Below are 26208 nucleotides of genomic sequence, written 5' to 3'. Positions count from 1 at the left end.
GGTGCATCCGGGAGGATTCGAACCTCCGACCGCTCGGTTCGTAGCCGAGTACTCTATCCAGCTGAGCTACGGATGCATCGGGAAACTTACTTTACTGCAGATTTTGATACCGCGGGAAAGCCGTATCAAGTAAGAGATGGTGCATCCGGGAGGATTCGAACCTCCGACCGCTCGGTTCGTAGCCGAGTACTCTATCCAGCTGAGCTACGGATGCAAATGGCGGTGAGGCGGGGATTCGAACCCCGGATGCAGCTTTTGACCGCATACTCCCTTAGCAGGGGAGCGCCTTCAGCCTCTCGGCCACCTCACCACACGCCTCTTACGAGTGCTTCGAAGAACTTGTTCTGCTCATCGTCGCTGCGTGGCGCACATATTACTTTCTGGGACTTATAAGTCAAACAATTTTTCCAGAGCTTTTATCGTTTGCACACTTCACGCTCAATTAGTCTGTAAAAAAGCCAAAAAGAGTGTTTTATCAACAGATAATTTGATGACACGCTGGCCGCCAAAAGCGCACCATATCAACAGTGAGGTTGAAAAAAGTCATGAAGGGACAACGAGGGCGAGCGAGAAGAGAGGCTGCGTCTCACCCGAAAAGTGAGACGCGAAAACCTTAGTAACTGGACTGCTGGGATTTTTCAGCCTGGATACGCTGGTAGATCTCTTCACGATGGACAGAAACTTCTTTCGGGGCGTTCACGCCAATACGCACCTGGTTGCCCTTCACCCCTAAAACTGTCACGGTGACCTCATCGCCAATCATGAGGGTCTCACCAACTCGACGAGTCAGAATCAGCATTCTTTGCTCCTTGAAAGATTAAAAGAGTCGGGTCTCTCTGTATCCCGGCATTATCCATCATATAACGCCAAAAAGTAAGCGATGACAAACACCTTAGGTGTAAGCAGTCATGGCATTACATTCTGTTAAACCTAAGTTTAGCCGATATACAAAACTTCAACCTGACTTTATCGTTGTCGATAGCGTTGACGTAAACGCCGCAGCACGGGCTGCGGCGCCAACGAACGCTTATAATTATTGCAATTTTGCGCTGACCCAGCCTTGTACACTGGCTAACGCTGCAGGCAGAGCTGCCGCATCCGTACCACCGGCTTGCGCCATGTCCGGACGACCGCCACCCTTACCGCCCACCTGCTGAGCGACCATACCAATCAATTCCCCTGCTTTAACCCGGTCGGTCACATCCTTCGACACGCCCGCAATCAGAGAAACCTTACCTTCAACAACCGTTGCCAGTACGATAACGGTAGACCCCAGTTGATTTTTCAGATCATCAACCATGGTTCGCAGCATTTTCGGCTCAATACCAGCAAGCTCGCTAACCAGGAGCTTCACGCCGTTGAGATCGACCGCTTTACTGGAAAGATTTGCACTCTCCTGCGCTGCGGCCTGGTCCTTCAACTGCTGCAACTCTTTTTCGAGTTGACGCGTACGTTCCAGTACGGCACGCACTTTGTCGCCCAGATTCTGGCTGTCGCCCTTCAGCAGATGCGCAATATCGTTTAAGCGATCGCTTTGCGCATGAACGGTGGCCATAGCGCCTTCACCGGTTACCGCCTCAATACGACGAATGCCCGCTGCAGTGCCGGACTCAGAGATAATACGGAATAGACCGATATCACCGGTACGACTGGCGTGAGTACCGCCGCACAGTTCGGTAGAGAAATCGCCCATGCTCAGAACGCGTACACGTTCGTCGTATTTCTCGCCAAACAGCGCCATAGCCCCTTTCGCCTTCGCCGCGTCGAGATCCATGATGTTCGTTTCAATCGGCAGGTTGCGGCGAATTTGCGCATTCACCAAATCTTCAACCTGACGAATCTCCGACGGCTTCATCGCTTCATTGTGCGAGAAGTCGAAGCGCAGCACTTTATCGCTAACCAGCGAACCTTTCTGCGCAACGTGTGTCCCAAGCACCTGGCGCAACGCCGCGTGCATCAGGTGCGTGGCGGAGTGGTTCAGACGGATACGTGCGCGGCGCGCTTCATCTACGTCAGCCTGTACCGCATCGCCCACTTTCAGAGCGCCCGCAGACAATTTGCCGATATGACCAATCGCCTGACCATATTTTTGCGTGTCGTCCACAGCGAAAGTAAATCCAGCGCCTTTCAGCTCGCCTTTATCGCCAACCTGACCGCCTGATTCCGCATAGAATGGGGTCTGATCCAGTACGACAACTGCTTCCTGTCCCGCGTTAATCACTTCAACCGCTTTACCATCGACAAACAGCGCGGTCACTTTGCTGTTCAGTTCCAGATGGTCATAACCTTTAAATTCAGAAGCGCTATCAACGCGGATCATCGCGTTGTAGTCCGCGCCAAAACCGCTAGCTTCGCGCGCGCGACGGCGTTGTTCTTCCATAGCGGCTTCAAAACCGACTTCATCGACTTTGATGTTGCGCTCACGGCAGACGTCCGCCGTTAGATCGACCGGGAAACCATAAGTATCATACAGACGGAAAGCGGTTTCGCCGTCCAGGGTGTCGCCCTGCAATTTCGCCAGTTCTTCATCCAGCAGCGCCAGACCGCGCTCCAGCGTACGGGCGAACTGCTCTTCTTCCGTTTTCAGAACCTGCTCGACCTGCGCCTGCTGACGTTTCAACTCTTCGCCTGCGGAGCCCATTACCTCAATCAGCGGCCCAACCAGCTTGTAGAAGAAGGTCTCTTTCGCGCCCAGCATGTTGCCGTGACGAACCGCGCGACGAATAATGCGACGCAGCACATAGCCACGGTTTTCATTCGACGGCAGCACGCCATCGGCAACCAGGAATGCGCAGGAACGGATGTGGTCGGCGATAACGCGCAGCGATTTATTACCCAGATCGGTGGCGCCGGTGACTTTCGCTACCGCTTCAATCAACGTGCGGAACAGGTCGATGTCATAGTTAGAGTTAACGTGTTGCAGTACCGCGGCAATACGCTCCAGCCCCATACCGGTATCTACAGACGGTTTCGGCAATAGTTCCATCGTCCCGTCAGCCTGACGGTTGAACTGCATAAAGACGATGTTCCAGATCTCAATATAGCGATCGCCGTCTTCTTCCGGGCTTCCCGGAGGGCCGCCCCAGATGTGGTCGCCATGATCGTAGAAGATTTCGGTGCACGGACCGCAGGGACCGGTGTCGCCCATCTGCCAGAAGTTATCCGATGCGTATGGCGCGCCTTTATTGTCGCCAATACGGATAATACGCTCGCGCGGGATGCCGACTTCTTTTTCCCAGATCTCATAGGCTTCGTCGTCGGTTTCATAAACGGTGACCCATAAACGCTCTTTTGGCAGAGCAAACCAGTTTTCACCGGTCAGTAATTCCCATGCGAACTGAATGGCGTCGTGTTTGAAGTAATCGCCGAAGCTGAAGTTGCCCAGCATTTCGAAGAAAGTATGGTGACGTGCAGTGTATCCGACGTTTTCCAGGTCGTTGTGTTTACCCCCCGCGCGTACGCAACGCTGGGAAGTGGTTGCACGGGAATAATTACGTTTATCGAGCCCAAGGAAAACATCCTTGAACTGGTTCATCCCGGCATTGGTAAACAACAGAGTGGGGTCATTGTTAGGCACCAGGGAACTGCTGGCAACTACCTGATGCCCTTTACTATGGAAAAAGTCGAGAAACGCCTGACGGATCTCAGCGGTGCTCTTGCTCATAATTATCCTGAAATCAAGCTACACTTCATCCTTCAGGCCGCCTCTGCGTTGGCTGCGAGTTTCCCGGTCACGCGTTCCCGAGGCTCACTTGCCGCTTTGATGCGGCTTGAATGATTTTGTGTATTTAAGGAATATTCGTCGCAGACGCTGTTCGCCGTTAAGCAACCCGCGTCCAGACGGAAAAAGTGGGAATAAGATAAGTTTTCTTTACCGGGAAGTAAAATCCCGTATGCGCTCAATCTGCAAAATTTCGCCATATTTGCTGGATATCGTCCATCAGATACCCGCGATAGAGCAAAAAGCGCTGTACCTTAACCTTTTCTGAAAAGTTTGAAGGGAGCGGCTCGCCATATTTGCGAACGGCCTGTTCACGTGCCATTTCACTCCAGTCAATTTCACATTCTCGCATCGCTTTTTCAGTCGATTCACGGGAAATGCCTTTCTGATTCAACTCCTGGCGAATACGCGCCGGGCCGTAGCCTTTGCTGCTACGACTGGCGATAAAGCGCATCACGAAGCGCTCGTCATCAAGATAGTGATGTTCGTGGCACCAGGCGATCACGCGTTCATAATCGTCTGCCGTCGCATCAATCTCTTCCGGCCCATTTTTGCCCATCACCGGCGCGGAGAGTTTACGCCGTAATTCCTGCTCGCTGTGATCGCGGACAGCAAGAATACGTACCGCACGATCAAGGAGACGAGCATAAGCGGGACGGCGCGATGTGGGTTCACTCATAAAAAACCTTAACAGGGAGAAATGCCAAAAGGGCCGCATAAATGCAGCCCTTGATGGTAATTTAACGTTTTGCTGAATGGCGGCTTCGTTTTGTCCGACCCACCATCACCTGATGATTAAAAATCTTCGTTGGTTTCTGCAACGCCTTCGCTATCGTCAACGGCGAAATCGGGCGTGGCATTCTGATTACTCAACAGTAATTCACGAACCCTTTTCTCGATCTCTTTCGCTGTCGCCGGGTTCTCTTTCAGCCAGGTAGTCGCGTTCGCTTTACCCTGGCCAATCTTCTCGCCGTTGTAGCTGTACCATGCGCCCGCTTTCTCGATCAGCTTCTCTTTCACGCCCAGGTCAACCAGTTCGCCATAGAAGTTGATGCCTTCACCGTAGAGGATCTGGAACTCGGCCTGCTTAAACGGCGCGGCGATTTTGTTTTTCACCACTTTCACACGCGTTTCGCTACCCACGACATTATCGCCCTCTTTCACCGCGCCAATACGACGGATATCAAGACGAACAGAGGCGTAGAATTTCAGCGCGTTACCGCCGGTGGTGGTTTCCGGGTTACCGAACATCACGCCAATCTTCATACGGATCTGGTTGATGAAAATCAACAGCGTGTTGGACTGTTTCAGGTTCCCCGCCAGCTTACGCATCGCCTGGCTCATCATACGCGCCGCGAGGCCCATGTGAGAGTCGCCAATTTCGCCTTCGATTTCCGCTTTCGGCGTTAGCGCCGCTACGGAGTCGACCACAATGACGTCCACCGCGCCTGAACGCGCCAGCGCGTCACAGATTTCCAGCGCCTGCTCGCCGGTATCCGGCTGAGAACAGAGCAGGTTATCGATATCGACGCCCAGCTTGCGTGCGTAAACAGGGTCAAGCGCGTGTTCCGCATCGATAAACGCACAGGTTTTACCTTCACGCTGCGCAGCGGCAATCACCTGTAGCGTCAGGGTCGTTTTACCGGAAGATTCCGGCCCGTAAATTTCGACGATACGCCCCATCGGCAGACCGCCCGCACCGAGTGCGATGTCCAGTGAAAGCGAACCGGTGGAGATAGTTTCCACATCCATAGAACGGTCTTCACCCAGACGCATGATGGAGCCTTTACCAAATTGCTTTTCAATTTGGCCCAGTGCTGCCGCCAACGCTTTCTGTTTGTTTTCGTCGATAGCCATTATTACTCCTGTCATGCAACTTGGTATTGAACCGGATAGTGAATTCGTACTGTTGAAGCAATTATACTGTATGCTCATACAGTATCAAGTGTTTTGTAGAAATTGTTGCCACAGGGTTTGTAGCGCGTACGTCGTCGCCTGTCGACGCACCGATTCGCGGTCGCCGCTGAAGCATTCCCGACGCGTAATCCCTTCTCCACTGACGCTGGCGAAAGCAAACCACACCGTACCAACCGGCTTTTCTTCACTGCCGCCATCCGGCCCGGCAATCCCGCTAATAGCGACAGCAAAATCGGCGCGAGCGGCCTTCAGCGCCCCGATCGCCATTTCGACCACTACGGGTTCGCTGACCGCGCCATGCTGCGCCAGAGTCTCTTCACGCACGCCAATCATCTGCGCTTTGGCTTCATTACTATAGGTGACAAAGCCGCGTTCAAACCAGGCGGAGCTTCCGGCGATGTCGGTAATGGCTTTCGCCAGCCAGCCGCCGGTACAGGACTCTGCTGTCGTTACGGTCGCCCCGCGCGCTTTTAACGCCAGCCCGACCTGCTCGCTAAGCCGCATCAGTTCACTGTCAGTCATCATGACCTCTGTCAGTTAGAAATCCTGCCGCACAAGATAGCACTTTCTCACCAGAGATGGGGACGAGCAGTCGATTTTACGAGTCGGATTCCGAAAAAATGCCAGCAGGTTATTTATGCAGAATGAAATGAGGTAGCACATGACTAAATAGCAGTACCATGTCGCTAAATTTACACGCACGGAGAGAAAGCAAGGATGTCACTCAAAAAAACGGAAAGCACACAGCAAACACTAAAACAAACCACCCAACTACGGCTGTGGGCCACAATTGGCGGCGTCTGTTCACTTGTCATGGGAGTACTGAATATATTGTCGTCAGGCTATTTTGAACCGTATGATGGCGGTCAAATTATCTTAGGCTTGGGATGTCTGGGATATAGTCTGGCACTATCAAAGAAGATATCCCACTTGCAGGCAGAGAATCAGCCCAAAAAGCCATAATAATAGCGGAGGGGGGGGCTCCCCTCCCTAAGCGTAAATTAGCGCACCCGCGCCAGCGCTACCGCCTGGCCCAGTTGCCAAACCGCCATCGCATAATGCGTGCTGTGGTTATATCGGGTAATGGTGTAGAAGTTCGGCAGGCCGTACCAGTACTGGTAGCCCGTACCGATATCCAGACGCAGCAGGCTGGCTTCCTGATGATTGCCCAACGATTGCTGCGGCGTTAAGCCTGCGGCGGCAAGCTGAGAGAGGCTGTATTTTGTTTTGAAACCATTCGCCAGTCCCGGCGCCTGACCATTCGCCGGCACCGCAACCGTATCGCCTTTCACCCAACCATGCGCCTTGAAGTAGTTCGCCACACTGCCGATGGCATCTACCGGATCCCACAAGTTAATGTGCCCATCGCCATTGAAATCGACCGCATATTCTTTATAGGAAGACGGCATAAACTGGCCGTAGCCCATCGCGCCCGCAAAGGAACCTTTCAGATTGAGCGGATCGTCTTGCTCATCGCGCGCCATGAGCAGGAAGGTTTCCAGCTCGCCGGAGAAATATTCCGCCCGGCGCGGATAGTTAAATGACAGCGTCGCCAGCGCGTCCAGAATCCGTGTTTTCCCCATAATACGTCCCCAGCGGGTTTCCACGCCGATGATGCCCACAATAATTTCCGGCGGTACGCCGTATACCTGCCAGGCGCGGTTCAGCGCGTCTTCATACTGATTCCAGAACGCGACGCCGTTTTGCACGTTATCCGGCGTAATAAATTGTTTGCGGTAGCGCAACCAGGCGCCATTTGGTCCGACGGGCGGCTGAGTGGTCGGCGCTTGTCTGTCCATCAGACGCAGGACGTAATCCAGTCTTTTAGACTGCGAGAGGATCTCCTGCAGCTGCTGACGGTCGAAACCGTGTTTACTGACCATTTTATCAATGAACTGCTGCGCATTAGGGTTGTTGGCGAAGTCGCCGCCCATTTGCATGACGTTATGCTGCGGCTCAAGCAGGAAGCCGCCGGAAGACGTGCCCTTCGTCGCTTGAGTCTCGGAAGATTTTGGCGTGCTGCTACAGGCAGCAAGCAATACGCAAAGTGGAAGTAACGCTACATAACGACGCTTGAACATGAGACATCCATTAAACAAATTCAGCCAGGGAGAAGTATGGTAAAGCATCCCCCGCCGCACAAGGAAGCGGCACAAGAGAATAAATCACCTTTCTCCTCTTTTCAGTTTGTATCCTCTCCCTCGCCCCACAATCTTTCAACTTAAAATATTTTTCTTTTATTTTGCGATCACAATAACACTTTTGAATCTTTCAACATGATTACAATGAACAGGAAATTAGCAAGAAAACTAAAAACCCTACAGGAGAGAACAATGATCGAAACCATTACACATGGTGCGGAGTGGTTCATCGGGTTATTCCAGAAAGGCGGAGAGGTGTTTACCGGTATGGTGACAGGTATTCTTCCGCTACTGATAAGCCTGCTGGTTATCATGAATGCGCTCATCAATTTTATCGGCCAGCAGCGTATTGAGCGTTTTGCCCAACGCTGCGCCGGAAATCCGCTATCCCGCTACCTGCTTTTACCGTTTATCGGAACGTTTGTTTTTTGTAATCCGATGACCCTGAGTCTGGGACGCTTTATGCCGGAGAAGTACAAGCCGAGCTATTACGCGGCGGCCTCCTATAGCTGTCACTCCATGAACGGTCTGTTTCCGCATATCAATCCCGGCGAACTGTTTGTTTATCTGGGTATCGCCAGCGGACTCACCACGTTAGGGCTTCCTCTCGGCCCGCTCGCGGTGAGCTATCTGCTGGTAGGTCTGGTGACGAACTTCTTCCGCGGTTGGGTCACCGATCTCACCACCGCTATTTTTGAGAAAAAAATGGGGATTCAACTTGAGCAGAAAGTTCATCTGACAGGAGCGGTATCATGACACGGGTTCGCATTGAGAAAGGCGCCGGCGGCTGGGGCGGCCCGCTTGAACTGGACGTTACGCCAGGCAAAAAGATCGTCTATATCACAGCCGGTACGCGCCCGGCGATCGTCGACAAACTGGCGCAACTAACAGGCTGGCAAGCGGTGGACGGCTTTAAAGAAGGCGAACCGCCGGAAGCGGAGATCGGCGCGGCCATTATCGACTGCGGCGGTACGCTGCGCTGCGGTATCTATCCGAAACGCCGGATTCCAACCATTAATATTCACTCGACGGGTAAGTCCGGCCCACTGGCGCAGTATATTGTTGAGGATATTTATGTCTCCGGCGTAAAAGAAGAAAACATTACTCTTGTCGGCGAAACGCCTGCCAGTCCCCAGCCTGCCAAAACGACATTAGGACGTGACTACGACACCAGCAAAAAAATCACCGAGCAGAGCGACGGGCTGCTGGCAAAAGTCGGTATGGGAATGGGCTCCGCCGTGGCGGTACTGTTCCAGTCCGGTCGCGACACCATTGATACGGTCCTGAAAACAATCCTGCCGTTTATGGCGTTCGTTTCGGCGCTGATCGGCATCATTATGGCCTCAGGTCTTGGCGACTGGATCGCCCACGGCCTGGCGCCATTAGCCAGCCATCCACTGGGGCTGGTGACGCTGGCATTGATCTGCTCTTTCCCGCTGCTGTCGCCCTTTCTCGGCCCTGGCGCGGTTATCGCTCAGGTCATTGGCGTCCTGATCGGCGTTCAGATAGGCCTGGGCAATATCCCCCCGCATCTGGCGCTTCCCGCCCTGTTCGCGATTAACGCGCAGGCGGCCTGCGACTTTATCCCGGTCGGCCTGTCACTGGCGGAAGCGAAACAAGACACCGTTCGCGTCGGCGTACCTTCCGTGCTGGTCGGACGCTTCCTGACTGGCGCGCCCACGGTACTTATCGCCTGGTTTGTTTCCGGCTTTATCTATCAATAAGAGGTTCAGACATGAGCGTGATTTATCAAACCACCATCACCCGTATCGGCCAGAGCGCGAAGGAGGCGCTCGGCGAACAGATGCTGATTACGTTTCGGGAAGGCGCGCCGGCGGATATCGAAGAATTTTGCTTCATCCATTGTCATGGCGAACTGACCGGCGCGCTGCAGCCTGGCGCGCGGTGTGAATTGGGCCAACATTGCTATCCGGTCACGGCGGTCGGCAGCGTAGCCGAGCAAAACCTGCGTGAACTGGGGCATATCACTTTGCGCTTCGATGGTCTGCGCGAAGCAGAATTTCCCGGCACCGTACACGTTGCGGGGCCTGTACCGGACGATATCGCGCCGGGCTGTATTTTGACGTTTGTCGCTTAAGGAGAAAAAACATGAATCAAGTTGCCGTTGTCATTGGCGGAGGCCAGACCCTGGGGGCATTCCTTTGCCGTGGGCTTGCAGAAGAAGGATACCGCGTGGCGGTCGTTGATATTCAAAGCGATAAAGCCGCGAATGTCGCCCAGGAAATTAACGCCGATTTTGGCGAAGGTATGGCGTACGGTTTTGGCGCCGACGCCACCAGCGAGCAGAGCGTGCTGGCGCTTTCCCGCGGCGTAGACGAGATTTTCGGGCGCGTCGATCTGCTGGTTTACAGCGCAGGTATCGCCAAAGCGGCGTTTATCAGCGATTTCCAGTTGGGCGATTTTGACCGCTCGCTACAGGTGAACCTGGTGGGCTATTTCCTCTGCGCCCGTGAGTTTTCCCGCCTGATGATCCGCGACGGCATTCAGGGGCGCATTATTCAGATTAACTCTAAATCCGGCAAAGTGGGCAGTAAACACAACTCCGGCTACAGCGCGGCGAAATTCGGCGGCGTGGGGTTAACCCAGTCTCTGGCGCTGGATCTGGCGGAATACGGCATTACCGTACACTCGTTGATGCTCGGCAACCTGTTGAAATCGCCGATGTTCCAGTCACTGCTGCCGCAATACGCCACTAAACTGGGCATTAAGCCCGACGAGGTGGAGCAGTATTACATTGATAAAGTACCGCTCAAACGCGGGTGTGATTATCAGGATGTGCTGAACATGCTGCTATTTTATGCCAGCCCGAAAGCGTCTTATTGCACCGGGCAGTCGATCAACGTAACCGGCGGTCAAGTGATGTTCTGACCGTGAATTGCCGGATGGCGCCGTAGGCCGGATAAGACGGTTACGCCGCCATCAGGCAAAACAACAGGAGCACATTATGGTTTCCACTCTGATTACCGTCGCCGTTATCGCCTGGTGTGCGCAACTGGCGCTGGGCGGCTGGCAGATTTCCCGCTTTAATCGGGCCTTCGATAAACTTAGCCAACAGGGGCGGGTCGGCGTCGGGCGCTCCGGCGGGCGTTTTAAGCCCCGGGTGGTGGTTGCCGTGGCGCTGGACGAACAGCAGCGGGTGACGGACACTTTATTGATGAAAGGCCTTACGGTATTCGCCAGACCGGTTAAAATTGCCGCAATGCAAGGAAAACATTTGCATGAATTACAGCCTGATGTGATCTTTCCCCATGATTCGCTCGCGCAGAATGCACTATCATTGGCGCTTAAACTGAAACATGGGTAATTTCGTTGTGAATGCGTATAGCTTGCGAAATTATCATTTTGCAACCAATACCCTAAATAATTCGAGTTGCAGGAAGGCGGCGACGCAGCGAATCCCAGGAGCGTACATCAGTATGTGACCGGGGTGAGCGAGGAAAGCCAACGCACATGCAGCGTGAAGTATGACGGGTAAATACATAAGTCAGGGTAATCACGCCTATGAAACCTCGTCAGCGTCAGGCCGCGATTCTGGAGCACCTGCAAAAACAGGGAAAATGCTCGGTTGAAGAACTGGCCCAGTACTTTGACACGACAGGCACCACTATCCGTAAAGATCTGGTCATTCTGGAAAATGCCGGAACCGTCATCCGCACCTATGGCGGCGTGGTGTTGAATAAAGAAGAGTCCGATCCACCTATTGATCACAAAACGCTTATCAACACCCACAAAAAAGCGCTGATAGCCGCAGCCGCTGTGAAATATATCCATGATGGCGATTCCATTATTCTGGACGCCGGAAGTACCGTGTTACAGATGGTGCCGTTGCTTTCGCGTTTTAGCAACATCACGGTGATGACCAACAGCCTCCATATTGTTAACGCGCTATCGGAACTGGACAACGAACAAACTATCCTGATGCCCGGCGGCACCTTCCGTAAAAAATCGGCGTCGTTTCACGGTCAACTGGCGGAAAACGCCTTTGAGCAATTCAGCTTTGATAAACTTTTCATGGGAACTGACGGTATTGACCTGAATGTCGGTGTGACCACGTTCAATGAGGTTTACACCGTCAGTAACGCAATGTGCAATGCAGCACGCGAGGTGATTCTGATGGCGGACTCCTCAAAATTTGGTCGTAAAAGCCCCAATGTGGTGTGCAGTCTGGAAACCGTCGACAAACTGATCACGGACGCGGGGATCGATCCGGCATTTCGTCAGGCGCTGGAAGCAAAAGGGATTGAAGTAATCATAACCGGAGAAAGCAATGAGTGATGTACTACTAAACGCGGGCCGTCAGACCTTAATGCTGGAGCTACAGGAAGCCAGCCGTCTGCCGGAGCGTCTGGGCGATGATTTTGTCCGCGCCGCCAATATCATTATTCACTGTGAAGGCAAAGTGATCGTTTCCGGTATTGGTAAATCAGGTCATATTGGTAAAAAAATCGCCGCGACGCTTGCCAGTACCGGTACTCCCGCTTTTTTTGTTCATCCGGCGGAAGCACTGCATGGCGATCTGGGGATGATTGAAAGCCGCGACGTGATGTTATTTATCTCCTATTCCGGCGGCGCAAAAGAACTCGACCTCATCATCCCGCGTCTGGAAGATAAATCCGTCGCGCTGCTGGCGATGACCGGTAAACCTCACTCTCCGCTGGGGCGAGCGGCAAAAGCCGTTCTGGATATTTCCGTCGAGCGTGAAGCCTGCCCGATGCATCTGGCACCAACGTCCAGTACCGTCAATACGCTGATGATGGGCGATGCGCTGGCGATGGCGGTCATGCAGGCGCGCGGTTTTAACGAAGAAGATTTCGCCCGTTCACATCCGGCTGGCGCACTGGGCGCGCGTTTGCTCAATAATGTGCATCACCTGATGCGCCAGGGCGATGCAATACCGCAGGTGATGCTTGCCACCAGCGTGATGGATGCCATGCTGGAACTTAGCCGTACCGGGCTGGGGCTGGTGGCGGTTTGCGATGAGCAACATGTTGTGAAAGGCGTCTTTACCGACGGCGACCTGCGTCGCTGGCTGGTGGGCGGCGGCGCGCTCACCACGCCGGTAAGCGAAGCCATGACGCCCAACGGTATTACGCTCCAGGCGCAAAGCCGCGCCATTGACGCCAAAGAGCTCCTGATGAAACGCAAAATTACCGCCGCGCCAGTGGTCGATGAAAACGGCAAACTCACCGGCGCCATTAACCTACAGGATTTCTACCAGGCGGGGATTACCTAATCCTTCAGTCCCAGACGTTTCGCCAGCCGATGCAGGTTGGCGACGTCGGTTTCCAGCGCCCGCGCGCTGGCCGCCCAGTTATGATTATTTTGCGCCAGCGCCTGGCGAATCATCTCTCGCTGGAAGTTCTCCGTCGATTCGCGCAAATTGCGGCAAGTCGGCAGCGCCAGAAAGCTTTCCGCAGGCGGCGCGGGTAAAACGTCCTCTGACAAGGCAAAATGCTGCGCCTCCAGTATCACCTCATCCCCTGCCCGGGTCGCTCTCGCCAGTACAACCGCACGGTGAATGGCATGTTCCAGCTCCCGGACGTTGCCCGGCCAGCCATAGTTGAGCAAATGGCGGCGCGCGTCGGGACTCAGCACCACGCGGGACAGCCCCAGCCGCAGTCGGCACTGCTCGCAAAAATAGCCCGCCAGCAGCACCACATCATCGCCGCGCTCGCGCAGCGGCGGCACAAAGAGCGGGAAAACGCTCAGGCGATGGAACAGATCGGCGCGAAAACGCCCTGCCAGCACCTCTTCACGCAGGTCACGGTTGGTTGCCGCCAACACCCGCACATCCACGCGCAGGCTACGATCGTCGCCGACGCGCTGAATATCGCCATACTGCAACACGCGAAGTAGCTTGGCCTGTAGCGCCAGCGACAGTTCGCCAATCTCATCCAGAAACAGCGTACCGTTATCCGCCATTTCGAACTTACCGCTACGATTACTGATAGCCCCGGTAAAAGCCCCTTTTACATGACCAAACAACTCGCTCTCCGCCACGCTTTCCGGCAGCGCGGCGCAGTTGAGATAGACCAGCGGATTGACCGCTCTGGGGGAGCCCTGGTGAATAGCTTTCGCCACCAGCTCTTTACCGGTCCCCGTTTCACCGCCGATCAGCACGTTAAGATCGGAGCCCGCCACAATCTCGATCTCTTTTTTCAACTGCGTCATCGCCGGCGACAGGCCGATCATGTGCGTCTCTTTTATCGGTTCAAACACGCCTGACGACCCCGGCAGCATATTCTGGCTTTCCAGTTGTTCAATTAACAGCGCATTACTCAATGCCCCGGCGGCCAGCGCGGCGACAAGCCGTAGCTCTTCATCGCTAAATACCTCGAACTGCTCCGGCGTCATAGCATCAAGGGTCAGCGCACCGATGAGGTTCTGTCCGGCAAACAGCGGCAGACCAACACAGGCGTGGACTTTCAGGCTTTCCTGTCCGGGAATTAACCCGTCATACGGATCGGGTAAATCGCTATCAGCCGGAAAACGCACCACGTCCCCCGCGCGGGCGATGGCTTCCAGGCGCGGATGCCCTTCCAGGGTAAAACGTCTGCCGAGAACGTCCTGCGCCAGGCCATCAATCGCCAGTGGAATAAATTGTCGTGATTCATAGCGCAACAGCGCCGAGGCGTCGCACGCCAGCACCTGACGCAGCGTAGTAATCAGCCGCTGAAAACGATCCTGATGCCCAATGCCGCGTTGTAACTCAATGGCGATGCCCGCCAATACCTCCACGGAAAAACTCATGGTTACCTCATTGTCATTTTGACAACCTATAGTGTCATATTGACAGCATCATTTATAGTCTTTTTGACTACATCAAAAATAAAAAACCAATATAACTTAATACAAATCAATAAGATGAAAAGTTGGCACACTACCTGCAATAAGCAAAACAACTTTTTGTAAACGTTGAATGAATTGAGGTGGTTATGTCTATTCTGGTTAAAAATAATATTCATTGGGTTGGCCAACGCGACTGGGAAGTACGTGATTTTCACGGCACTGAATACAAAACGCTGCGCGGCAGCAGCTATAACAGCTATCTCATTCGTGAAGAAAAGAATGTGCTGATCGATACCGTCGATCATAAGTTTAGCCGTGAGTTTGTGCAAAACCTGCGCAGTGAAATCGACCTCGCGGATATCGACTACATCATCATTAACCATGCCGAAGAAGACCATGCAGGCGCGCTGACCGAACTGATGGCGCAGATCCCGGACACGCCTATCTACTGTACCGCCAACGCCATTGATTCTATCAACGGCCATCATCATCATCCGGAATGGAATTTTAAGGTGGTGAAAACCGGCGATACGCTGGATATCGGCAACGGCAAACAATTGATCTTCGTGGAAACGCCGATGCTGCACTGGCCGGACAGCATGATGACCTATATGACCGGCGACGCGGTGTTATTCAGCAACGACGCCTTTGGTCAGCACTACTGCGACGAGCGCCTGTTCAATGATGAAGTGGACCAAACCGAACTGTTTGAACAATGCCAGCGCTACTACGCCAATATCCTGACGCCGTTCAGCCGTCTGGTAACGCCAAAAATTACCGAAATCCTCGGCTTCAACCTGCCGGTGGATATGATTGCCACCTCACACGGCGTGGTATGGCGCGACAACCCAACGCAAATCGTGGAGCTGTATCTGAAATGGGCGGCAGATTATCAGGAAGATCGTATCACTATTTTCTACGATACCATGTCGAACAATACTCGCATGATGGCGGATGCCATCGCACAGGGTATCAATGAAGTGGACCCCAACGTGGCGGTCAAAATCTTTAACGTCGCCCGCAGCGATAAAAATGAAATATTGACCAACGTCTTCCGTTCGAAAGGCGTGCTGGTCGGCACTTCTACCATGAACAACGTGATGATGCCGAAAATCGCTGGTCTGGTGGAAGAGATGACCGGCCTGCGCTTTCGCAACAAACGAGCCAGCGCCTTCGGTTCTCATGGCTGGAGCGGCGGCGCTGTGGACCGACTGTCCACGCGCTTACAGGATGCCGGTTTTGAAATGTCTCTGAGTCTGAAAGCGAAATGGCGTCCGGATCTGGATGCGCTGGAGTTGTGCCGTCAGCATGGTCGCGACATCGCCCGTCAGTGGGCGCTTGCTCCGCTGCCGGAAACCACACAGAAAACCGCGTCAGTCGAAGAAACCACAACCTGCGCCGCCGCAGACCTCGGCCCCAAAATGCAATGCAGCGTATGCCAGTGGATTTACGACCCTGCGCTGGGCGAACCGTTGCAGGATGTCGCGCCGGGTACGCCGTGGAGCGACGTGCCGGATAACTTCCTGTGCCCGGAATGTTCATTAGGTAAAGACGTGTTCGACGTACTGGCGACGGAGGCAAAATGAGTCGGGGGATCATCATTATTGGGTCGGGCTTCGCCGCCCGCCAGCTCGTCAAAAATATCCGTAAACAAGATGCGCATGTGCCGTTAACCCTGATTGCGGCGGACAGCATGGATGAGTACAACAAGCCCGATCTCAGCCACGTTATCAGCCAGTCGCAGCGCGCCGATGATCTCACCCGCCAGTTAGCGGGGGAATTTGCTGAACAGTTTAATCTGCGACTGTTCCCGCATACCAGGGTTGCTGACATTGATGCCGATGCCCATGTGGTGAAAAGTCAGGATAAGCAGTGGCAGTACGACAAGCTGGTACTGGCGACCGGGGCGACAGCCTTTGTGCCGCCGATTGCAGGACGTGAGTTAATGCTTACTTTGAATAGCCAGCAGGAGTACCGAGCCTGTGAGACACAACTGCGCGACGCGCAGCGAGTGCTGATTGTCGGCGGCGGTCTCATTGGCAGTGAATTAGCAATGGATTTCTGCCGCGCCGGGAAAACGGTAACGCTGATGGATAACGCCGCCAGCCTTCTCGCCTCACTGATGCCACCGGAAGTGAGCAGCCGCTTACAGCATCACCTGACCGATATGGGGGTGCATCTGCTGCTGAAATCGCAGTTGCAAAAACTGGAGAAAACCGAAGCCGGTATCCGCGCTACGCTGGTAAGCCAGCATAGTATTGAGGTCGATGCGGTGATTGCCGCCAGCGGCTTACGCCCGGAAACCGCTCTGGCGCGCCGCGCCGGGGTAGTCGTCAACCGCGGCGTCTGCGTGGATAGCTATCTACAGACCAGTCACCCGGATATTTATGCGATCGGCGATTGCGCGGAAATCAATGGTCAGGTGCTGCCCTTCCTGCAACCGATCCAGTTAAGCGCGATGTACCTGGCGAAAAATCTGCTCGGCGGCAACGCGCCGCTGAAGCTACCGGCGATGCTGGTCAAAGTCAAAACGCCGGAACTGCCGCTGCATCTGGCGGGAGAAACTCAGCGCCGCGATTTAAGCTGGCAGATTACCGCAGAATCTGACGGTATGATTGCCAAAGGCATGAGTGGAGAAGGCCAGCTACGCGCCTTTGTGGTGAGTGAAGACCGCATGAAAGAGGCCTTTGCACTGCTGAAAACGTTGTCCGTATAAGCCTGTGATGCCGGATGGCGCCGCTTCGCGTCTTATCCGGCCTACGAGTGAGCATCTGTTTACAGGCCGGATAAGGCGCAGCCGCCATCCGGCGCCCTACACTTCCCTTAACGCTCGCGCTGCGGCAATCACGCCCTGTCCAAACGACAGCCCGCCGTCGCCCGCTGGTAACCGCCGCGGAAATAACAATTTAAAATCAGAAAGATAAAAGGCAAGACGCGCGCGCAGTAAGCGGTTGTGTATCACCCCGCCGCTGAAGACCAGAGTGGTTATCCCCCGCGCCGTAGCCTGTTGGCGCATTAGCGTGGCAAACCCGCACGCCAGCGCATCATGAAAAGCCCAGGCGCGTTGCGCGGGCGTGGCCTGCCAGTTCAACCATTGCCGCCAGAAAACAGCGACGTCCAGTTGAGCGCCGTTAAGCGGCATCGTTACCGGATGCTCAACGTTAGCGCATTGAGAGGCCAGCGCCTCCAGCGCGCAGGCGGCCTCGCCCTCATAGCTAAGCGATGCTGGCGCGCAGCGAAGCGCGGCAGCCACCGCGTCAAACAACCGCCCGCAGGAAGAGGCCAACGGGGAATTGACGCCGCGCTCAATGGCGCGCGCCAGGACACTCCAGTTTTGCTGTTGCAGCCCCGCTGTCTCCGGGTAATCCTGCCAGTCCGGCACAAAGCGCAGGCACTGCGCTAACAGATTACGCCACGGCTGTTTGGCAGCCAGATCGCCTCCCGGCAGCGCCACGGCGGGTAAACCGCCTAAATGTTCGCATTCGCGATAATTGACCCGCAAACATTCTCCGCCCCATAGCGCGCCATTCTCACCCATGCCGATACCGTCTACCGTCAGGGCAATCACCTCTCCGCCGTCCAGCGGCCAACCATGCTCGGCCAGGCAAGCCGCCGCATGGGCATGATGGTGTAACACCGTCTCTGTCGGCAGACGCATCTCACTGGCCCACTGACTGGAAACATAGCCCGGATGCGCATCACAGACGATACGCTCTGGGGTAAAATCGTAGATTGACTGGATCAAACGCAATGCCTCGCGCCACTGCGCCTGGATACCGTCATCGCTGAGATCGCCCAAATGCTGGCTGACAACCGCCTGTTCGCCGCGTACCAGACAGAACGTGTTTTTCAGATCCGCGCCCAGACAAAGTATCGGCGGCACATCGCGAAATCCGGGCGGCAACGCAATCGCGTCCGGCACGTATCCCCGCGAACGACGCAGCATTTCGCCGCTGTCGCGTACGACAGAGTCGTCCATGCGCTGTACAATGTCGCGATTGTGCAACAGAAAACCATCGGCAATATCGTGTAAATCGTCCAGCGCCTGTTCGTTGGTGATGGCGGGCGGTTTGCCGCTCAGGTTGCCGGATGTCATCACCAGCGGGTAATTGAGCGCCTGCAACAAGAAGTGTTGCAATGGGTTGGCTGGCAGCATCACGCCCACTTCCGTAAGTCCTGGCGCGATGCCCTCACTCAGTGAAGGTACATACTGCTTATCCACCAGTACAATCGGGGCCGCTGGCGTGGTCAGCAGCGAACGCGCCGCGGTCGGCAGCGTTTGCGCCGTGGGCAACATCACCGCCAATGGTTTCGCCGGACGATGTTTACGCGCCCGCAGCATCGCCACTGCGTTATCGTTGCGCGCGTCGCAGGCCAGATGAAAACCACCCAGCCCTTTAACGGCAATAATGCCTCCGGCGTTCAGTTGGGCGACCGCCGCCTGCAAAGCCGCCTCTTTTTCCGCTCGTTCATGTTGGCTCAGCCACTCAAGATGCGGCCCGCATGACGGACAGGCAACGGGCTGGGCATGAAAACGGCGATCGTACGGATCGCGGTATTCGCTATCGCATTCCGGACACAAGGGAAACGCCGCCATCACCGTAAATGGCCGGTCATAAGGCATAGCGCGAATAATGGTGAAGCGTGGTCCGCAGTGGGTGCAATTGATGAAAGGATAACGGTAGCGCCGCTCGCCTGGGGTATTCATCTCGGCAAGACATGCCGGGCAGGTCGCCGCATCCGGCACGATTTGCGTGTTCATCGAACCGCCTGCGCTCTGACGAATGGTGAAATCCGTCGGTGCGCGCTCCCATACCAACGACGCGTGTTCAACGCTGTCAATGCGCGCCAGCGGCGGGCAATCCTGATAGAGCGCGGCAATAAATTGCGACGGATCTTCCAGCAGCCGAACGACGACGCCGTCGCCGTCATTACACACGTCGCCGTGTAATTGCAACTGCTGCGCCAGCTGCCAGACAAAAGGACGAAAACCGACGCCCTGTACTTTGCCCCGAATGCGTAGCTGTACGCCGGAAGGTGTGTCTATCGCCATCTTATTTTCCCGCCATCATCGAACCCGGATGCCTGATGGCGCGACGCTTATCAGGCCTACAACCGCACGGACCGTAGACCGGATAAGGCATTGATGCCGCCATCCGGCAATGCTTTGTGGCGTATTCTACGCGCAATCGCAGAAATCAGAAAAGCAGCGATGCCGTTGAATCCAGCGCCGCACGACGGCGTTTTTCCGCGCTTAGCTGTTCGAGCTTATTGCGGTCCACGCAGATGAGGGCGTGCGTTGGGCAAGCGGCCATACAGGCCGGACCGGCTTCACGGTGGTGACACAGATCGCACTTGTTGGCTTCGGCTTTTTCGGCACGCACGTTCAGCCCCGCGCCGCTATTGCGAATCACCGGACGTACCACCACTTCCATGGCGCCGTAAGGACATGCCACTACGCAAGTTTTACAGCCAATGCAGCGTTCCTGCATCACATGAACAAAGCCTTTGTCACGGCTGATGGCGCCATTCGGGCAAACGTTGGCGCACGGCGCGTCTTCACACTGGCGACACAGCGTTGCCGTGGAAACGTTCACGCCTTTGATGACATGGATACGAGGTAAAAAGGTTTCAGGGGTCAGCGATGCGCAATCCTGATTTTCCTGATGGGATACGACGCAAGCCACTTCACAGGTACGGCAACCAATGCACTTACTCGCGTCTGCAATGATGAAACGGTTCATCAAATTCTCCAGCAATAACAGATGATGTGCCGATATATACACGAATCGTGCCAATTTTTATTTCATTGTTATTTAAGAATATTATTTCTATTTTCGTGAGCATTTACGTGTCATCGTCACAAGTGTCGATGACACGTAATGTCGCCAGTGGTGGTCAAGATTTACAGTGATAGCCATCCGATTCTGCACCGCAACTGGCATCAATCCTGATTAACGCCTGGCAATACGTTACCGCGTATTAAACAGCGCTGCGTAAGGGAAAGATCGTCCGTTTGCGGATTCCTTCCGGCAATAGGTTTGATAATTAATTTACGGCCAGGATAGTGATTAAAACGGGTCAGCGCCGGATAACTCAACCGGCCAAACCAGCCGTGTACGCGCTGCCAGCGAGCGTCCTTCACCTGATATAAATTGGTTATCCAGTAGCCTGAGTCAAACTGCATATCCAACAGTTGCGTGCGCCCATTGCCCTGTAAATCAAGCAAATCATCGACGCCAGTATCGGTCGCGGTATAAAACCCCCACGGTTCAAAGACGCAGGGGCGGCCATTCTTGAGAAAGGTGAAAATGATGTATTTCGCGCTCGGCGCCAGGCCCAACCCAGGATTGCCTAACCAGATAACCAGGTCCTGAATGCCGTTACGATCGAGGTCAGCGCGATAAAATTGCGCATTACCCGCCAAATTAATCAGTATTCCCACCGGGACAACCCACGAATTACCAGCTCTGTCTTTTCCGCTAATCCGCCATTCGTTATCTTTTTTCGGCTCCGGCAGTAGCGTCACCCCACTGACTCCGACCTGGCGAAAATGCCAGGTCTGGTCGGGCGATACAGAATAAGGCAGGGTCAACAGCGGCTTCAGCGCACGCTTTTGCGCATATTCACCGTCGCTCATCGGCAGGTAACCGACAAAACCGGTGGCCAGTGCGCGCGCGGCGATGCAGAAAAATAGCAGTCCGCTCCATACGATAACCTTCACGTTCTTCTTACCGCCTATGCCGGGGAACACAAATCCGTCCAATGGGTACGCATTTTACGCCTCCGGCGCTTCCAGCGCGGCAAATCCGCCGTTTCCCTGCCAGCTTTCCAGGCGCTGATAGACAGTGTTTACCGCGTCCTTAATCGGTTGAGTCATCGGATAATAAAACCCGACGATATCCGGCTGGATACCAACAAAAATCACCTCGCCGACATCCTCTTTCAGCTGATCGACCAAGTAGTTGAGCGGCATATTGTGGGTGGTCATCATAAACATTTCGGCGATATCATCCGGATCGATAATGCGGATCTCGCCCGGATTAAGTCCCATGTCGGTGGCGTCGACAATCAACAGACGCTGCGGGCGCAGTTCGCGAATCGCCACAATGTCGTTTTCCGGCGCGCTGCCGCCGTCGATGACAACCCAGTTGCCCTTCGGCTGCGCCGCACACATTTCCGCCAGTAACGGGCCTGCGCCGTCGTCGCCCATCATGCTGTTGCCGACACAGAGTAAAACGTCAGTCACGAAGCCTCCTCACCATCAGGTAGATGGCGCTTTCCTGATGAATGTCATGCAGCATACTGAGCATCAGTTTGCTCCATTCTTGCTGCTGCGGGGTCTGCGCGGCGCGCGCCTCATCAAACGCGCGCGCCAGCATTTGCACATGGTTGAAATCGATGACGATCTCGCCATACTTCGGCACGCCTTCCATTTTACGCCGGGCATCGCTACCGGCTTCCAGGGTGGCGATCCACGCCAGATACTCATCCCATGGGCAGGTGAGCGCGGCCTCCAGACAATCGATAACCCCCAGGTGGTGACCAATCGCCAGGCTGTAATAGACAACCTGCTGCGCCTCGGCAGGCGTCGCATCGTTCTCATCAATAAACTTACGGCTCAGTTGACTGAACACCACCTGTTCGCTCATCGGATACGCGCCTCTTCAACAACATGATTGAGATGGGTGACAATTTCGGTTAAACGCGGATCGTTTTCCGCTTCCAGCCAACGCGCCACTTGCTGCTCGCCCTGCCCCAACTGTGTCAGGTAATCATCGGCGATCTGACGACCATAGCGATAACCCGCCAGCCGGCGCGCCGCGCGATCCACCTTCACGCGCAGCGGCTGCACCATATCCGGATGCAGGATCTCTGCGGGCTGATCGTCCAGCTCACCCGGCGCGCGGGCGTGGATTTTCTGCTCCAGCAGGCCAAGCGCCATCGCAAAGCCATACAGCGTCGCCGCAGGCGTTGGCGGGCAGCCTGGAATATACACATCCACCGGGACGATTTTGTCGGTACCGCCCCACACGCAGTAGAGATCGTGGAAGATGCCGCCGCTGTTGCCGCAGGCGCCGTAAGAGATACAGATTTTCGGGTCCGGCGCCGACTGCCAGGCGCGCAGCGCCGGAGAGCGCATGGCGCGGGTCACCGCGCCGGTAAACAGCAGAATATCGGCATGACGCGGCGACGGTACCACTTTGATACCGAAACGCTCGGCATCAAACAGCGGCGAAAGCGTCGCAAAGATTTCGATTTCACAGCCGTTACAGCCGCCGCAGTCCACGCGGTAAACGTATGCCGAACGCTTAATATTTTTCAGTAGAGACGCTTTCATGCTGGCGATGGATTCATCCACCGTCATCGGTACCGGAATGCCGTTGGCGTCACGCGGGCCTAATAAATTGCTCATTAGCTGACCTCTTTCATATGGCGAGTCAGTTCAATACGGTCGGACGGCACCAGGCATTTCTGACGCTTACAGTCCGGGCAGGTCTCAAAGCTTTCGCGGTGGTTTTCCGCGCGGCTGTCGCCGTTGTGCGCAAGCAGCGCAATGGCGTAGTCAATCTCTTTCTGTACGGCGAAAGGACGATTGCACACGCGGCAATTGCACAGCGCAAAGCGGGACTGTTGCAGGAAGTCTTCTTTCTTCCACACTGCCAGTTCGTACTCTTGCGACAGTTTGATCGCCGCCGTCGGGCAAACTTCTTCGCAGCGACCGCAGAAGATGCAGCGGCCAAGATTGAACTGCCACGCCAGCTCATTGGTTGCCAGTAAGGTTTCCACCGTCAGCGCGTTCGACGGGCAGGCATTAACGCAGGCGGCGCAGCCGATGCACTGCTGCGGATTATGTTCCGGCTTGCCGCGGAAGTTTTTATCAACCGCAATCGGCTCCAGCGGATAAGACGAGGTCGCCGTGCCGGTTTTGATAACTTTTTTGATAAAGGTAAACATGGCGATTCCTTATTTCAGCGGCGAGTTTTTACGCTCAATGCTGTAGCGCTCAAGTTCTTTGTACGGCACGACTTTGCTCTTCTTCTTACGCACATCGACCACGGTCATCCGGTCGGTACAGGAGTAGCAAGGGTCGAGGCTGCCGATAATCAGCGGCGCATCGGAGACGGTGTTGCCGCGCAGCATATAGCGCAGCGTCGGCCAGTTGGCGTAGGTCGCCGCACGACAGCGCCAGCGGTAAAGCTTCTGGTTGTCGCCGGTCATGCTCCAGTGGATATCATCGCCACGCGGCGCTTCGGCAAAGCCGAGCGCAAAACGGTGCGGAATATAGGTAAAGCCTTCCACCATCAGCGGGCCGCCCGGTAGATTATCCAGACCGAAATCGATCATATTCAGCGAGGTGTAGACTTCGTTGATACGGACTTTCAGACGAGAAATCACATCGCAGCCCTGCTCGCTGTGCACTTCCATCGGCAGCAGGCCATAGCCCACAAACGGGTGGTCGGCGCGGGTGTCGCGGGCGTGACCGCTGGCACGCACCATCGGGCCGACATTACTGAAGTCGCGGGCAATTTCCGGGTCCAGACGGCCGATACCCACGGTACGCTGTTCCATATTCGGCGTGCTCAGCAGCATGTCCACCAGCTCCTGCACGTCACGACGCATCTGCTGCGCCAGTTGACGGGTCTGGATCATGTCCTCTTTGAGCAGATCGCGGCGAATCCCGCCGATCAGGTTCAGTCCGTAAGTTTTGCGCGCCCCGGTCAGTATCTCTGCCATTTTCATGGAGGTTTCACGCACGCGGAAGAACTGCATAAAGCCGGAGTCAAAGCCGGTGAAGTGACAGGCCAGGCCAAGGTTGAGCAGATGCGAGTGCAGGCGTTCCACTTCCAGCAGAATAGCGCGGATCATTTGCGCACGCTCCGGCACCTGAATGCCCATCGCGTTTTCCACGGAAGTGGTGTAGGCGGTGCTGTGGGCGAAGCCGCAGATACCACACACGCGATCCGACAGGAAGGTGACTTCGTTATAACCCATGCGGGTTTCCGCCAGTTTTTCCATACCACGGTGGACGTAGAACAGGCGGTAGTCGGCGTCGATAATGTTTTCGCCATCGACGAACAGACGGAAGTGGCCCGGTTCATCAGAAGTAACATGCAGCGGGCCAATCGGCACCACGTTATTTTTCTTGTCACCCAGCTCGTTAATGAACTCGTAGGTTTCCGCATCGGTGGTCGGCGCCGGGCGCTGACGATAATCCATGCTGTCTTTACGCAGCGGATAGAGTTCATCCGGCCAGTCGTCCGGCAGCACCAGACGGCGCTCGTCCGGCAGACCGACCGGGATTAAACCGTACATGTCGCGTACTTCGCGCTCACCCCACACGGCAGCCGGTACGCGCGGCGTAACGGATGGGAATTCCAGCTTATTGGCATCCACTTCAACGCGGACGGTAATCCAGCACTTCGTGCCCTGCTCCATCGACAGCACGTAATAAACGGCATAGTGGCCGCACAACTGGCGTTCGTCATTACCGAACAGCACCGACAGCCACCCACCCTGCTGGTAGTAAAGAAACTCCACCACTTCCGGCAGATAGTTTACTTTCACCGTAATAGTCAGCTGATCTTTGGTCTGCCAGGCTTCGTCCAGCACGACGCCCGGAAACGCCTGGTGCAGCGCCGCAAGGTATTGTTGACCTAATTTTTCTTCAGACATGCTCAAACTCTCTTAAATCACGCCGCCAGCAAGGAGACGAAGGCTAAAAACGCAAACCCAAAACCGGCCCAGGTCACGCGTGAAGTGGCGCAAAAACGCAGTCGCGCCATGCTGTTTTCAAACAGGGCGATCACCAGTACGCCGACAATCAGCTTGACGACGGCAATCACCAGCGCCAGCAACAGTCCGCCTGCGCTGAAGGTTTCCATCTGTCCCCACGGCAGAAACACGCCGACGAACATTTGCAGCACCACCAGTTGCTTAAGGCTGATGCCCCATTTCAGCACCGCAAAGCCGCTACCGCTGTATTCGGTCAACGGCCCTTCCTGCAACTCCTGCTCCGCTTCCGCCAGGTCGAACGGCAGCTTGCCCATTTCGATAAAGGTGGCGAAGGCGCAGGCGCACAGCGCCAGAATCAGCGGAATACTGCGCGCGACAGGCCAGTGATAAATGGTATCGGCGATATTGCTGATATGAGTTGAACCCGCCACCTGCGCGGCGACCCACAGACCCAGCAGCAGAATCGGCTCCACCAGCACGCCGAGCATCGCTTCACGGCTGGCGCCGATCGCGGTGAACGGACTGCCGGTATCCAGGCCTGCAATAGAGAAGAAGAAGCGCGCGATGGCGAACAGGTAAATCAGGGTGATTAAATCACCCAGTTGCGGCAACGGAGATCCAACGGTGACGACCGGCAGCGCGGTGGCGATAGTCAGCATCACGCCGACCATCACAAACGGCGTCAGGCGAAAAACCCAGCCGGAATCAGCGGGCGCAATACTCTGGCGACCGAGCAGTTTGATAATGTCGCGGTACTCCTGCAACACGCCCGGCCCACGGCGATTGTGTAGACGGGCGCGCGCCACGCGAGTAATACCGGACAGCAATGGCGCAACGGCAAATAGCACCAGCGCCTGAATTAACGGATAAAACACACTCATT

26 protein-coding genes and 3 tRNA genes are annotated in these 26208 nt (G+C 55.2%); 10 read left to right on the top strand and 19 right to left on the bottom strand.

Annotation, left to right across the window (positions count from 1 at the left end; translation table 11 throughout):
• Nucleotides 1-2: 2 nt before the first annotated feature.
• The 8 genes from NA330_RS07355 to pncC form a co-directional block, all read right to left on the bottom strand.
• A tRNA-Arg gene (locus NA330_RS07355) sits at nt 3-76 on the bottom strand.
• Between the two features lie 61 nt (nt 77-137).
• Nucleotides 138-214: transfer RNA gene (locus NA330_RS07350), tRNA-Arg, on the bottom strand.
• A 3-nt stretch (nt 215-217) separates the two neighbouring features.
• Nucleotides 218-310: transfer RNA gene (locus NA330_RS07345), tRNA-Ser, on the bottom strand.
• A gap of 303 nt (nt 311-613) precedes the next feature.
• The gene (gene csrA, locus NA330_RS07340) at nt 614-799 is read right to left on the bottom strand and encodes a carbon storage regulator CsrA (protein WP_000906486.1); all 186 of its coding nucleotides are present in this window, start codon (nt 797-799) and stop codon (nt 614-616) included.
• A gap of 234 nt (nt 800-1033) precedes the next feature.
• Nucleotides 1034-3664, bottom strand: coding sequence for an alanine--tRNA ligase (gene alaS, locus NA330_RS07335; protein ID WP_080164318.1), 2631 nt, complete (start codon nt 3662-3664; stop codon nt 1034-1036).
• Nucleotides 3665-3899: 235 nt separating this feature from the next.
• On the bottom strand, nt 3900-4400 hold the full coding sequence (gene recX / locus NA330_RS07330) for a recombination regulator RecX (RefSeq protein WP_023241771.1): 501 nt from the start codon (nt 4398-4400) through the stop codon (nt 3900-3902).
• Between the two features lie 116 nt (nt 4401-4516).
• A complete protein-coding gene (recA, locus tag NA330_RS07325) occupies nt 4517-5578 on the bottom strand; it encodes a recombinase RecA (protein ID WP_000963150.1) in 1062 nt (353 codons plus the stop codon).
• A gap of 84 nt (nt 5579-5662) precedes the next feature.
• Nucleotides 5663-6160, bottom strand: coding sequence for a nicotinamide-nucleotide amidase (pncC, locus tag NA330_RS07320; protein WP_000132239.1), 498 nt, complete (start codon nt 6158-6160; stop codon nt 5663-5665).
• A gap of 195 nt (nt 6161-6355) precedes the next feature.
• Here pncC and NA330_RS07315 point away from each other — a divergent pair, with 195 nt between their 5' ends.
• The gene (locus tag NA330_RS07315; protein ID WP_000053777.1) at nt 6356-6601 is read left to right on the top strand and encodes a hypothetical protein; all 246 of its coding nucleotides are present in this window, start codon (nt 6356-6358) and stop codon (nt 6599-6601) included.
• A gap of 38 nt (nt 6602-6639) precedes the next feature.
• On the opposite strand, the gene mltB is transcribed toward NA330_RS07315, so the two are convergent.
• A complete protein-coding gene (gene mltB, locus NA330_RS07310) occupies nt 6640-7719 on the bottom strand; it encodes a lytic murein transglycosylase B (protein WP_023241770.1) in 1080 nt (359 codons plus the stop codon).
• A 252-nt stretch (nt 7720-7971) separates the two neighbouring features.
• On the opposite strand from mltB, the gene srlA reads away from it, so the two are divergent.
• The 7 genes from srlA to gutQ all read left to right on the top strand — a co-directional run bounded on the left by srlA (nt 7972) and on the right by gutQ (nt 13033).
• Nucleotides 7972-8535 carry a PTS glucitol/sorbitol transporter subunit IIC gene (srlA, locus tag NA330_RS07305; RefSeq protein ID WP_000573335.1) on the top strand — a complete coding sequence of 188 codons (564 nt, stop codon included), beginning with the start codon at nt 7972-7974 and terminating at the stop codon, nt 8533-8535.
• Nucleotides 8532-9503 (top strand): PTS glucitol/sorbitol transporter subunit IIB, encoded by a 972-nt coding sequence (gene srlE / locus NA330_RS07300; RefSeq protein WP_000199039.1) that lies wholly within the window; start codon nt 8532-8534, stop codon nt 9501-9503. The genes srlA and srlE overlap by 4 nt, the downstream gene beginning before the upstream one ends.
• An 11-nt stretch (nt 9504-9514) precedes the next feature.
• Nucleotides 9515-9877 carry a PTS glucitol/sorbitol transporter subunit IIA gene (gene srlB, locus NA330_RS07295; RefSeq protein ID WP_000111553.1) on the top strand — a complete coding sequence of 121 codons (363 nt, stop codon included), beginning with the start codon at nt 9515-9517 and terminating at the stop codon, nt 9875-9877.
• Nucleotides 9878-9888: 11 nt separating this feature from the next.
• Nucleotides 9889-10668 carry a sorbitol-6-phosphate dehydrogenase gene (gene srlD / locus NA330_RS07290; protein ID WP_001077372.1) on the top strand — a complete coding sequence of 260 codons (780 nt, stop codon included), beginning with the start codon at nt 9889-9891 and terminating at the stop codon, nt 10666-10668.
• Between the two features lie 76 nt (nt 10669-10744).
• Nucleotides 10745-11104, top strand: coding sequence for a transcriptional regulator GutM (gene gutM, locus NA330_RS07285; protein WP_000255198.1), 360 nt, complete (start codon nt 10745-10747; stop codon nt 11102-11104).
• Nucleotides 11105-11301: 197 nt separating this feature from the next.
• A complete protein-coding gene (gene srlR, locus NA330_RS07280) occupies nt 11302-12075 on the top strand; it encodes a glucitol operon DNA-binding transcriptional repressor SrlR (protein WP_000804536.1) in 774 nt (257 codons plus the stop codon).
• Nucleotides 12068-13033 (top strand): arabinose-5-phosphate isomerase GutQ, encoded by a 966-nt coding sequence (gene gutQ, locus NA330_RS07275; RefSeq protein WP_023241769.1) that lies wholly within the window; start codon nt 12068-12070, stop codon nt 13031-13033. Before srlR ends, gutQ begins: the two co-directional genes overlap by 8 nt.
• On the opposite strand, the gene norR is transcribed toward gutQ, so the two are convergent.
• Nucleotides 13030-14550 carry a nitric oxide reductase transcriptional regulator NorR gene (gene norR / locus NA330_RS07270; protein ID WP_000010808.1) on the bottom strand — a complete coding sequence of 507 codons (1521 nt, stop codon included), beginning with the start codon at nt 14548-14550 and terminating at the stop codon, nt 13030-13032. The two genes, gutQ and norR, sit on opposite strands and share 4 nt — an antisense overlap.
• 185 nt (nt 14551-14735) lie before the next feature.
• On the opposite strand from norR, the gene norV reads away from it, so the two are divergent.
• Together norV and norW are read left to right on the top strand one after the other, a co-directional pair.
• Nucleotides 14736-16175, top strand: a complete 1440-nt coding sequence (gene norV, locus NA330_RS07265) for an anaerobic nitric oxide reductase flavorubredoxin (protein WP_023241768.1) — start codon at nt 14736-14738, stop codon at nt 16173-16175.
• The gene (gene norW / locus NA330_RS07260) at nt 16172-17305 is read left to right on the top strand and encodes an NADH:flavorubredoxin reductase NorW (RefSeq protein ID WP_023195231.1); all 1134 of its coding nucleotides are present in this window, start codon (nt 16172-16174) and stop codon (nt 17303-17305) included. Before norV ends, norW begins: the two co-directional genes overlap by 4 nt.
• Before the next feature lie 96 nt (nt 17306-17401).
• Here norW and hypF read toward each other — a convergent pair whose 3' ends face one another.
• The 9 genes from hypF to NA330_RS07215 form a co-directional block, all read right to left on the bottom strand.
• Entirely contained in the window at nt 17402-19642 is a 2241-nt protein-coding gene (hypF, locus tag NA330_RS07255) for a carbamoyltransferase HypF (protein WP_080164317.1), read from the bottom strand.
• A 145-nt stretch (nt 19643-19787) separates the two neighbouring features.
• On the bottom strand, nt 19788-20333 hold the full coding sequence (gene hydN, locus NA330_RS07250; RefSeq protein ID WP_001078788.1) for an electron transport protein HydN: 546 nt from the start codon (nt 20331-20333) through the stop codon (nt 19788-19790).
• Nucleotides 20334-20533: 200 nt separating this feature from the next.
• Nucleotides 20534-21343: a hypothetical protein gene (locus tag NA330_RS07245; protein ID WP_023241766.1), complete on the bottom strand. Its 810-nt coding sequence runs from the start codon at nt 21341-21343 to the stop codon at nt 20534-20536.
• A gap of 24 nt (nt 21344-21367) precedes the next feature.
• A complete protein-coding gene (hycI, locus tag NA330_RS07240; RefSeq protein ID WP_023241765.1) occupies nt 21368-21838 on the bottom strand; it encodes a hydrogenase maturation peptidase HycI in 471 nt (156 codons plus the stop codon).
• Nucleotides 21831-22241: a formate hydrogenlyase maturation HycH family protein gene (locus tag NA330_RS07235; protein ID WP_000003725.1), complete on the bottom strand. Its 411-nt coding sequence runs from the start codon at nt 22239-22241 to the stop codon at nt 21831-21833. Before NA330_RS07235 ends, hycI begins: the two co-directional genes overlap by 8 nt.
• Nucleotides 22238-23005 carry a formate hydrogenlyase subunit HycG gene (hycG, locus tag NA330_RS07230; RefSeq protein WP_000067419.1) on the bottom strand — a complete coding sequence of 256 codons (768 nt, stop codon included), beginning with the start codon at nt 23003-23005 and terminating at the stop codon, nt 22238-22240. Before hycG ends, NA330_RS07235 begins: the two co-directional genes overlap by 4 nt.
• Nucleotides 23005-23547: a formate hydrogenlyase subunit HycF gene (gene hycF, locus NA330_RS07225; protein ID WP_000493773.1), complete on the bottom strand. Its 543-nt coding sequence runs from the start codon at nt 23545-23547 to the stop codon at nt 23005-23007. The genes hycG and hycF overlap by 1 nt, the downstream gene beginning before the upstream one ends.
• A 9-nt stretch (nt 23548-23556) precedes the next feature.
• Nucleotides 23557-25266: a formate hydrogenlyase subunit HycE gene (gene hycE / locus NA330_RS07220; protein WP_001288155.1), complete on the bottom strand. Its 1710-nt coding sequence runs from the start codon at nt 25264-25266 to the stop codon at nt 23557-23559.
• Between the two features lie 17 nt (nt 25267-25283).
• The gene (locus NA330_RS07215) at nt 25284-26207 is read right to left on the bottom strand and encodes a respiratory chain complex I subunit 1 family protein (RefSeq protein ID WP_000110563.1); all 924 of its coding nucleotides are present in this window, start codon (nt 26205-26207) and stop codon (nt 25284-25286) included.
• Nucleotide 26208: the final 1 nt, after the last annotated feature.

Origin of the sequence: Salmonella sp. NW722, from assembly GCF_051702785.1 — a bacterium.
Lineage (GTDB): Bacteria > Pseudomonadota > Gammaproteobacteria > Enterobacterales > Enterobacteriaceae > Salmonella > Salmonella enterica.
Note: the sequence above shows the minus strand (reverse complement) of the source record. Positions and strands in the feature narration are given on the sequence as shown.

What these genes read in the sequence shown, in the direction of transcription:
- srlR (WP_000804536.1), top strand. Translation starts at nt 11,302, where the DNA reads ATGAAACCTCGTCAGCGTCAGGCCGCGATTCTGGAGCACCTGCAAAAA.
- srlE (WP_000199039.1), top strand. Translation starts at nt 8,532, where the DNA reads ATGACACGGGTTCGCATTGAGAAAGGCGCCGGCGGCTGGGGCGGCCCG.
- hycG (WP_000067419.1), bottom strand. Translation starts at nt 23,005, where the DNA reads ATGAGCAATTTATTAGGCCCGCGTGACGCCAACGGCATTCCGGTACCG.
- srlB (WP_000111553.1), top strand. Translation starts at nt 9,515, where the DNA reads ATGAGCGTGATTTATCAAACCACCATCACCCGTATCGGCCAGAGCGCG.
- mltB (WP_023241770.1), bottom strand. Translation starts at nt 7,719, where the DNA reads ATGTTCAAGCGTCGTTATGTAGCGTTACTTCCACTTTGCGTATTGCTT.
- norR (WP_000010808.1), bottom strand. Translation starts at nt 14,550, where the DNA reads ATGAGTTTTTCCGTGGAGGTATTGGCGGGCATCGCCATTGAGTTACAA.
- hydN (WP_001078788.1), bottom strand. Translation starts at nt 20,333, where the DNA reads ATGAACCGTTTCATCATTGCAGACGCGAGTAAGTGCATTGGTTGCCGT.
- NA330_RS07215 (WP_000110563.1), bottom strand. Translation starts at nt 26,207, where the DNA reads ATGAGTGTGTTTTATCCGTTAATTCAGGCGCTGGTGCTATTTGCCGTT.
- recA (WP_000963150.1), bottom strand. Translation starts at nt 5,578, where the DNA reads ATGGCTATCGACGAAAACAAACAGAAAGCGTTGGCGGCAGCACTGGGC.
- srlD (WP_001077372.1), top strand. Translation starts at nt 9,889, where the DNA reads ATGAATCAAGTTGCCGTTGTCATTGGCGGAGGCCAGACCCTGGGGGCA.
- hycF (WP_000493773.1), bottom strand. Translation starts at nt 23,547, where the DNA reads ATGTTTACCTTTATCAAAAAAGTTATCAAAACCGGCACGGCGACCTCG.
- norV (WP_023241768.1), top strand. Translation starts at nt 14,736, where the DNA reads ATGTCTATTCTGGTTAAAAATAATATTCATTGGGTTGGCCAACGCGAC.
- pncC (WP_000132239.1), bottom strand. Translation starts at nt 6,160, where the DNA reads ATGACTGACAGTGAACTGATGCGGCTTAGCGAGCAGGTCGGGCTGGCG.
- norW (WP_023195231.1), top strand. Translation starts at nt 16,172, where the DNA reads ATGAGTCGGGGGATCATCATTATTGGGTCGGGCTTCGCCGCCCGCCAG.
- hycE (WP_001288155.1), bottom strand. Translation starts at nt 25,266, where the DNA reads ATGTCTGAAGAAAAATTAGGTCAACAATACCTTGCGGCGCTGCACCAG.
- NA330_RS07315 (WP_000053777.1), top strand. Translation starts at nt 6,356, where the DNA reads ATGTCACTCAAAAAAACGGAAAGCACACAGCAAACACTAAAACAAACC.
- gutQ (WP_023241769.1), top strand. Translation starts at nt 12,068, where the DNA reads ATGAGTGATGTACTACTAAACGCGGGCCGTCAGACCTTAATGCTGGAG.
- srlA (WP_000573335.1), top strand. Translation starts at nt 7,972, where the DNA reads ATGATCGAAACCATTACACATGGTGCGGAGTGGTTCATCGGGTTATTC.
- hypF (WP_080164317.1), bottom strand. Translation starts at nt 19,642, where the DNA reads ATGGCGATAGACACACCTTCCGGCGTACAGCTACGCATTCGGGGCAAA.
- alaS (WP_080164318.1), bottom strand. Translation starts at nt 3,664, where the DNA reads ATGAGCAAGAGCACCGCTGAGATCCGTCAGGCGTTTCTCGACTTTTTC.
- recX (WP_023241771.1), bottom strand. Translation starts at nt 4,400, where the DNA reads ATGAGTGAACCCACATCGCGCCGTCCCGCTTATGCTCGTCTCCTTGAT.
- csrA (WP_000906486.1), bottom strand. Translation starts at nt 799, where the DNA reads ATGCTGATTCTGACTCGTCGAGTTGGTGAGACCCTCATGATTGGCGAT.
- NA330_RS07235 (WP_000003725.1), bottom strand. Translation starts at nt 22,241, where the DNA reads ATGAGCGAACAGGTGGTGTTCAGTCAACTGAGCCGTAAGTTTATTGAT.
- gutM (WP_000255198.1), top strand. Translation starts at nt 10,745, where the DNA reads ATGGTTTCCACTCTGATTACCGTCGCCGTTATCGCCTGGTGTGCGCAA.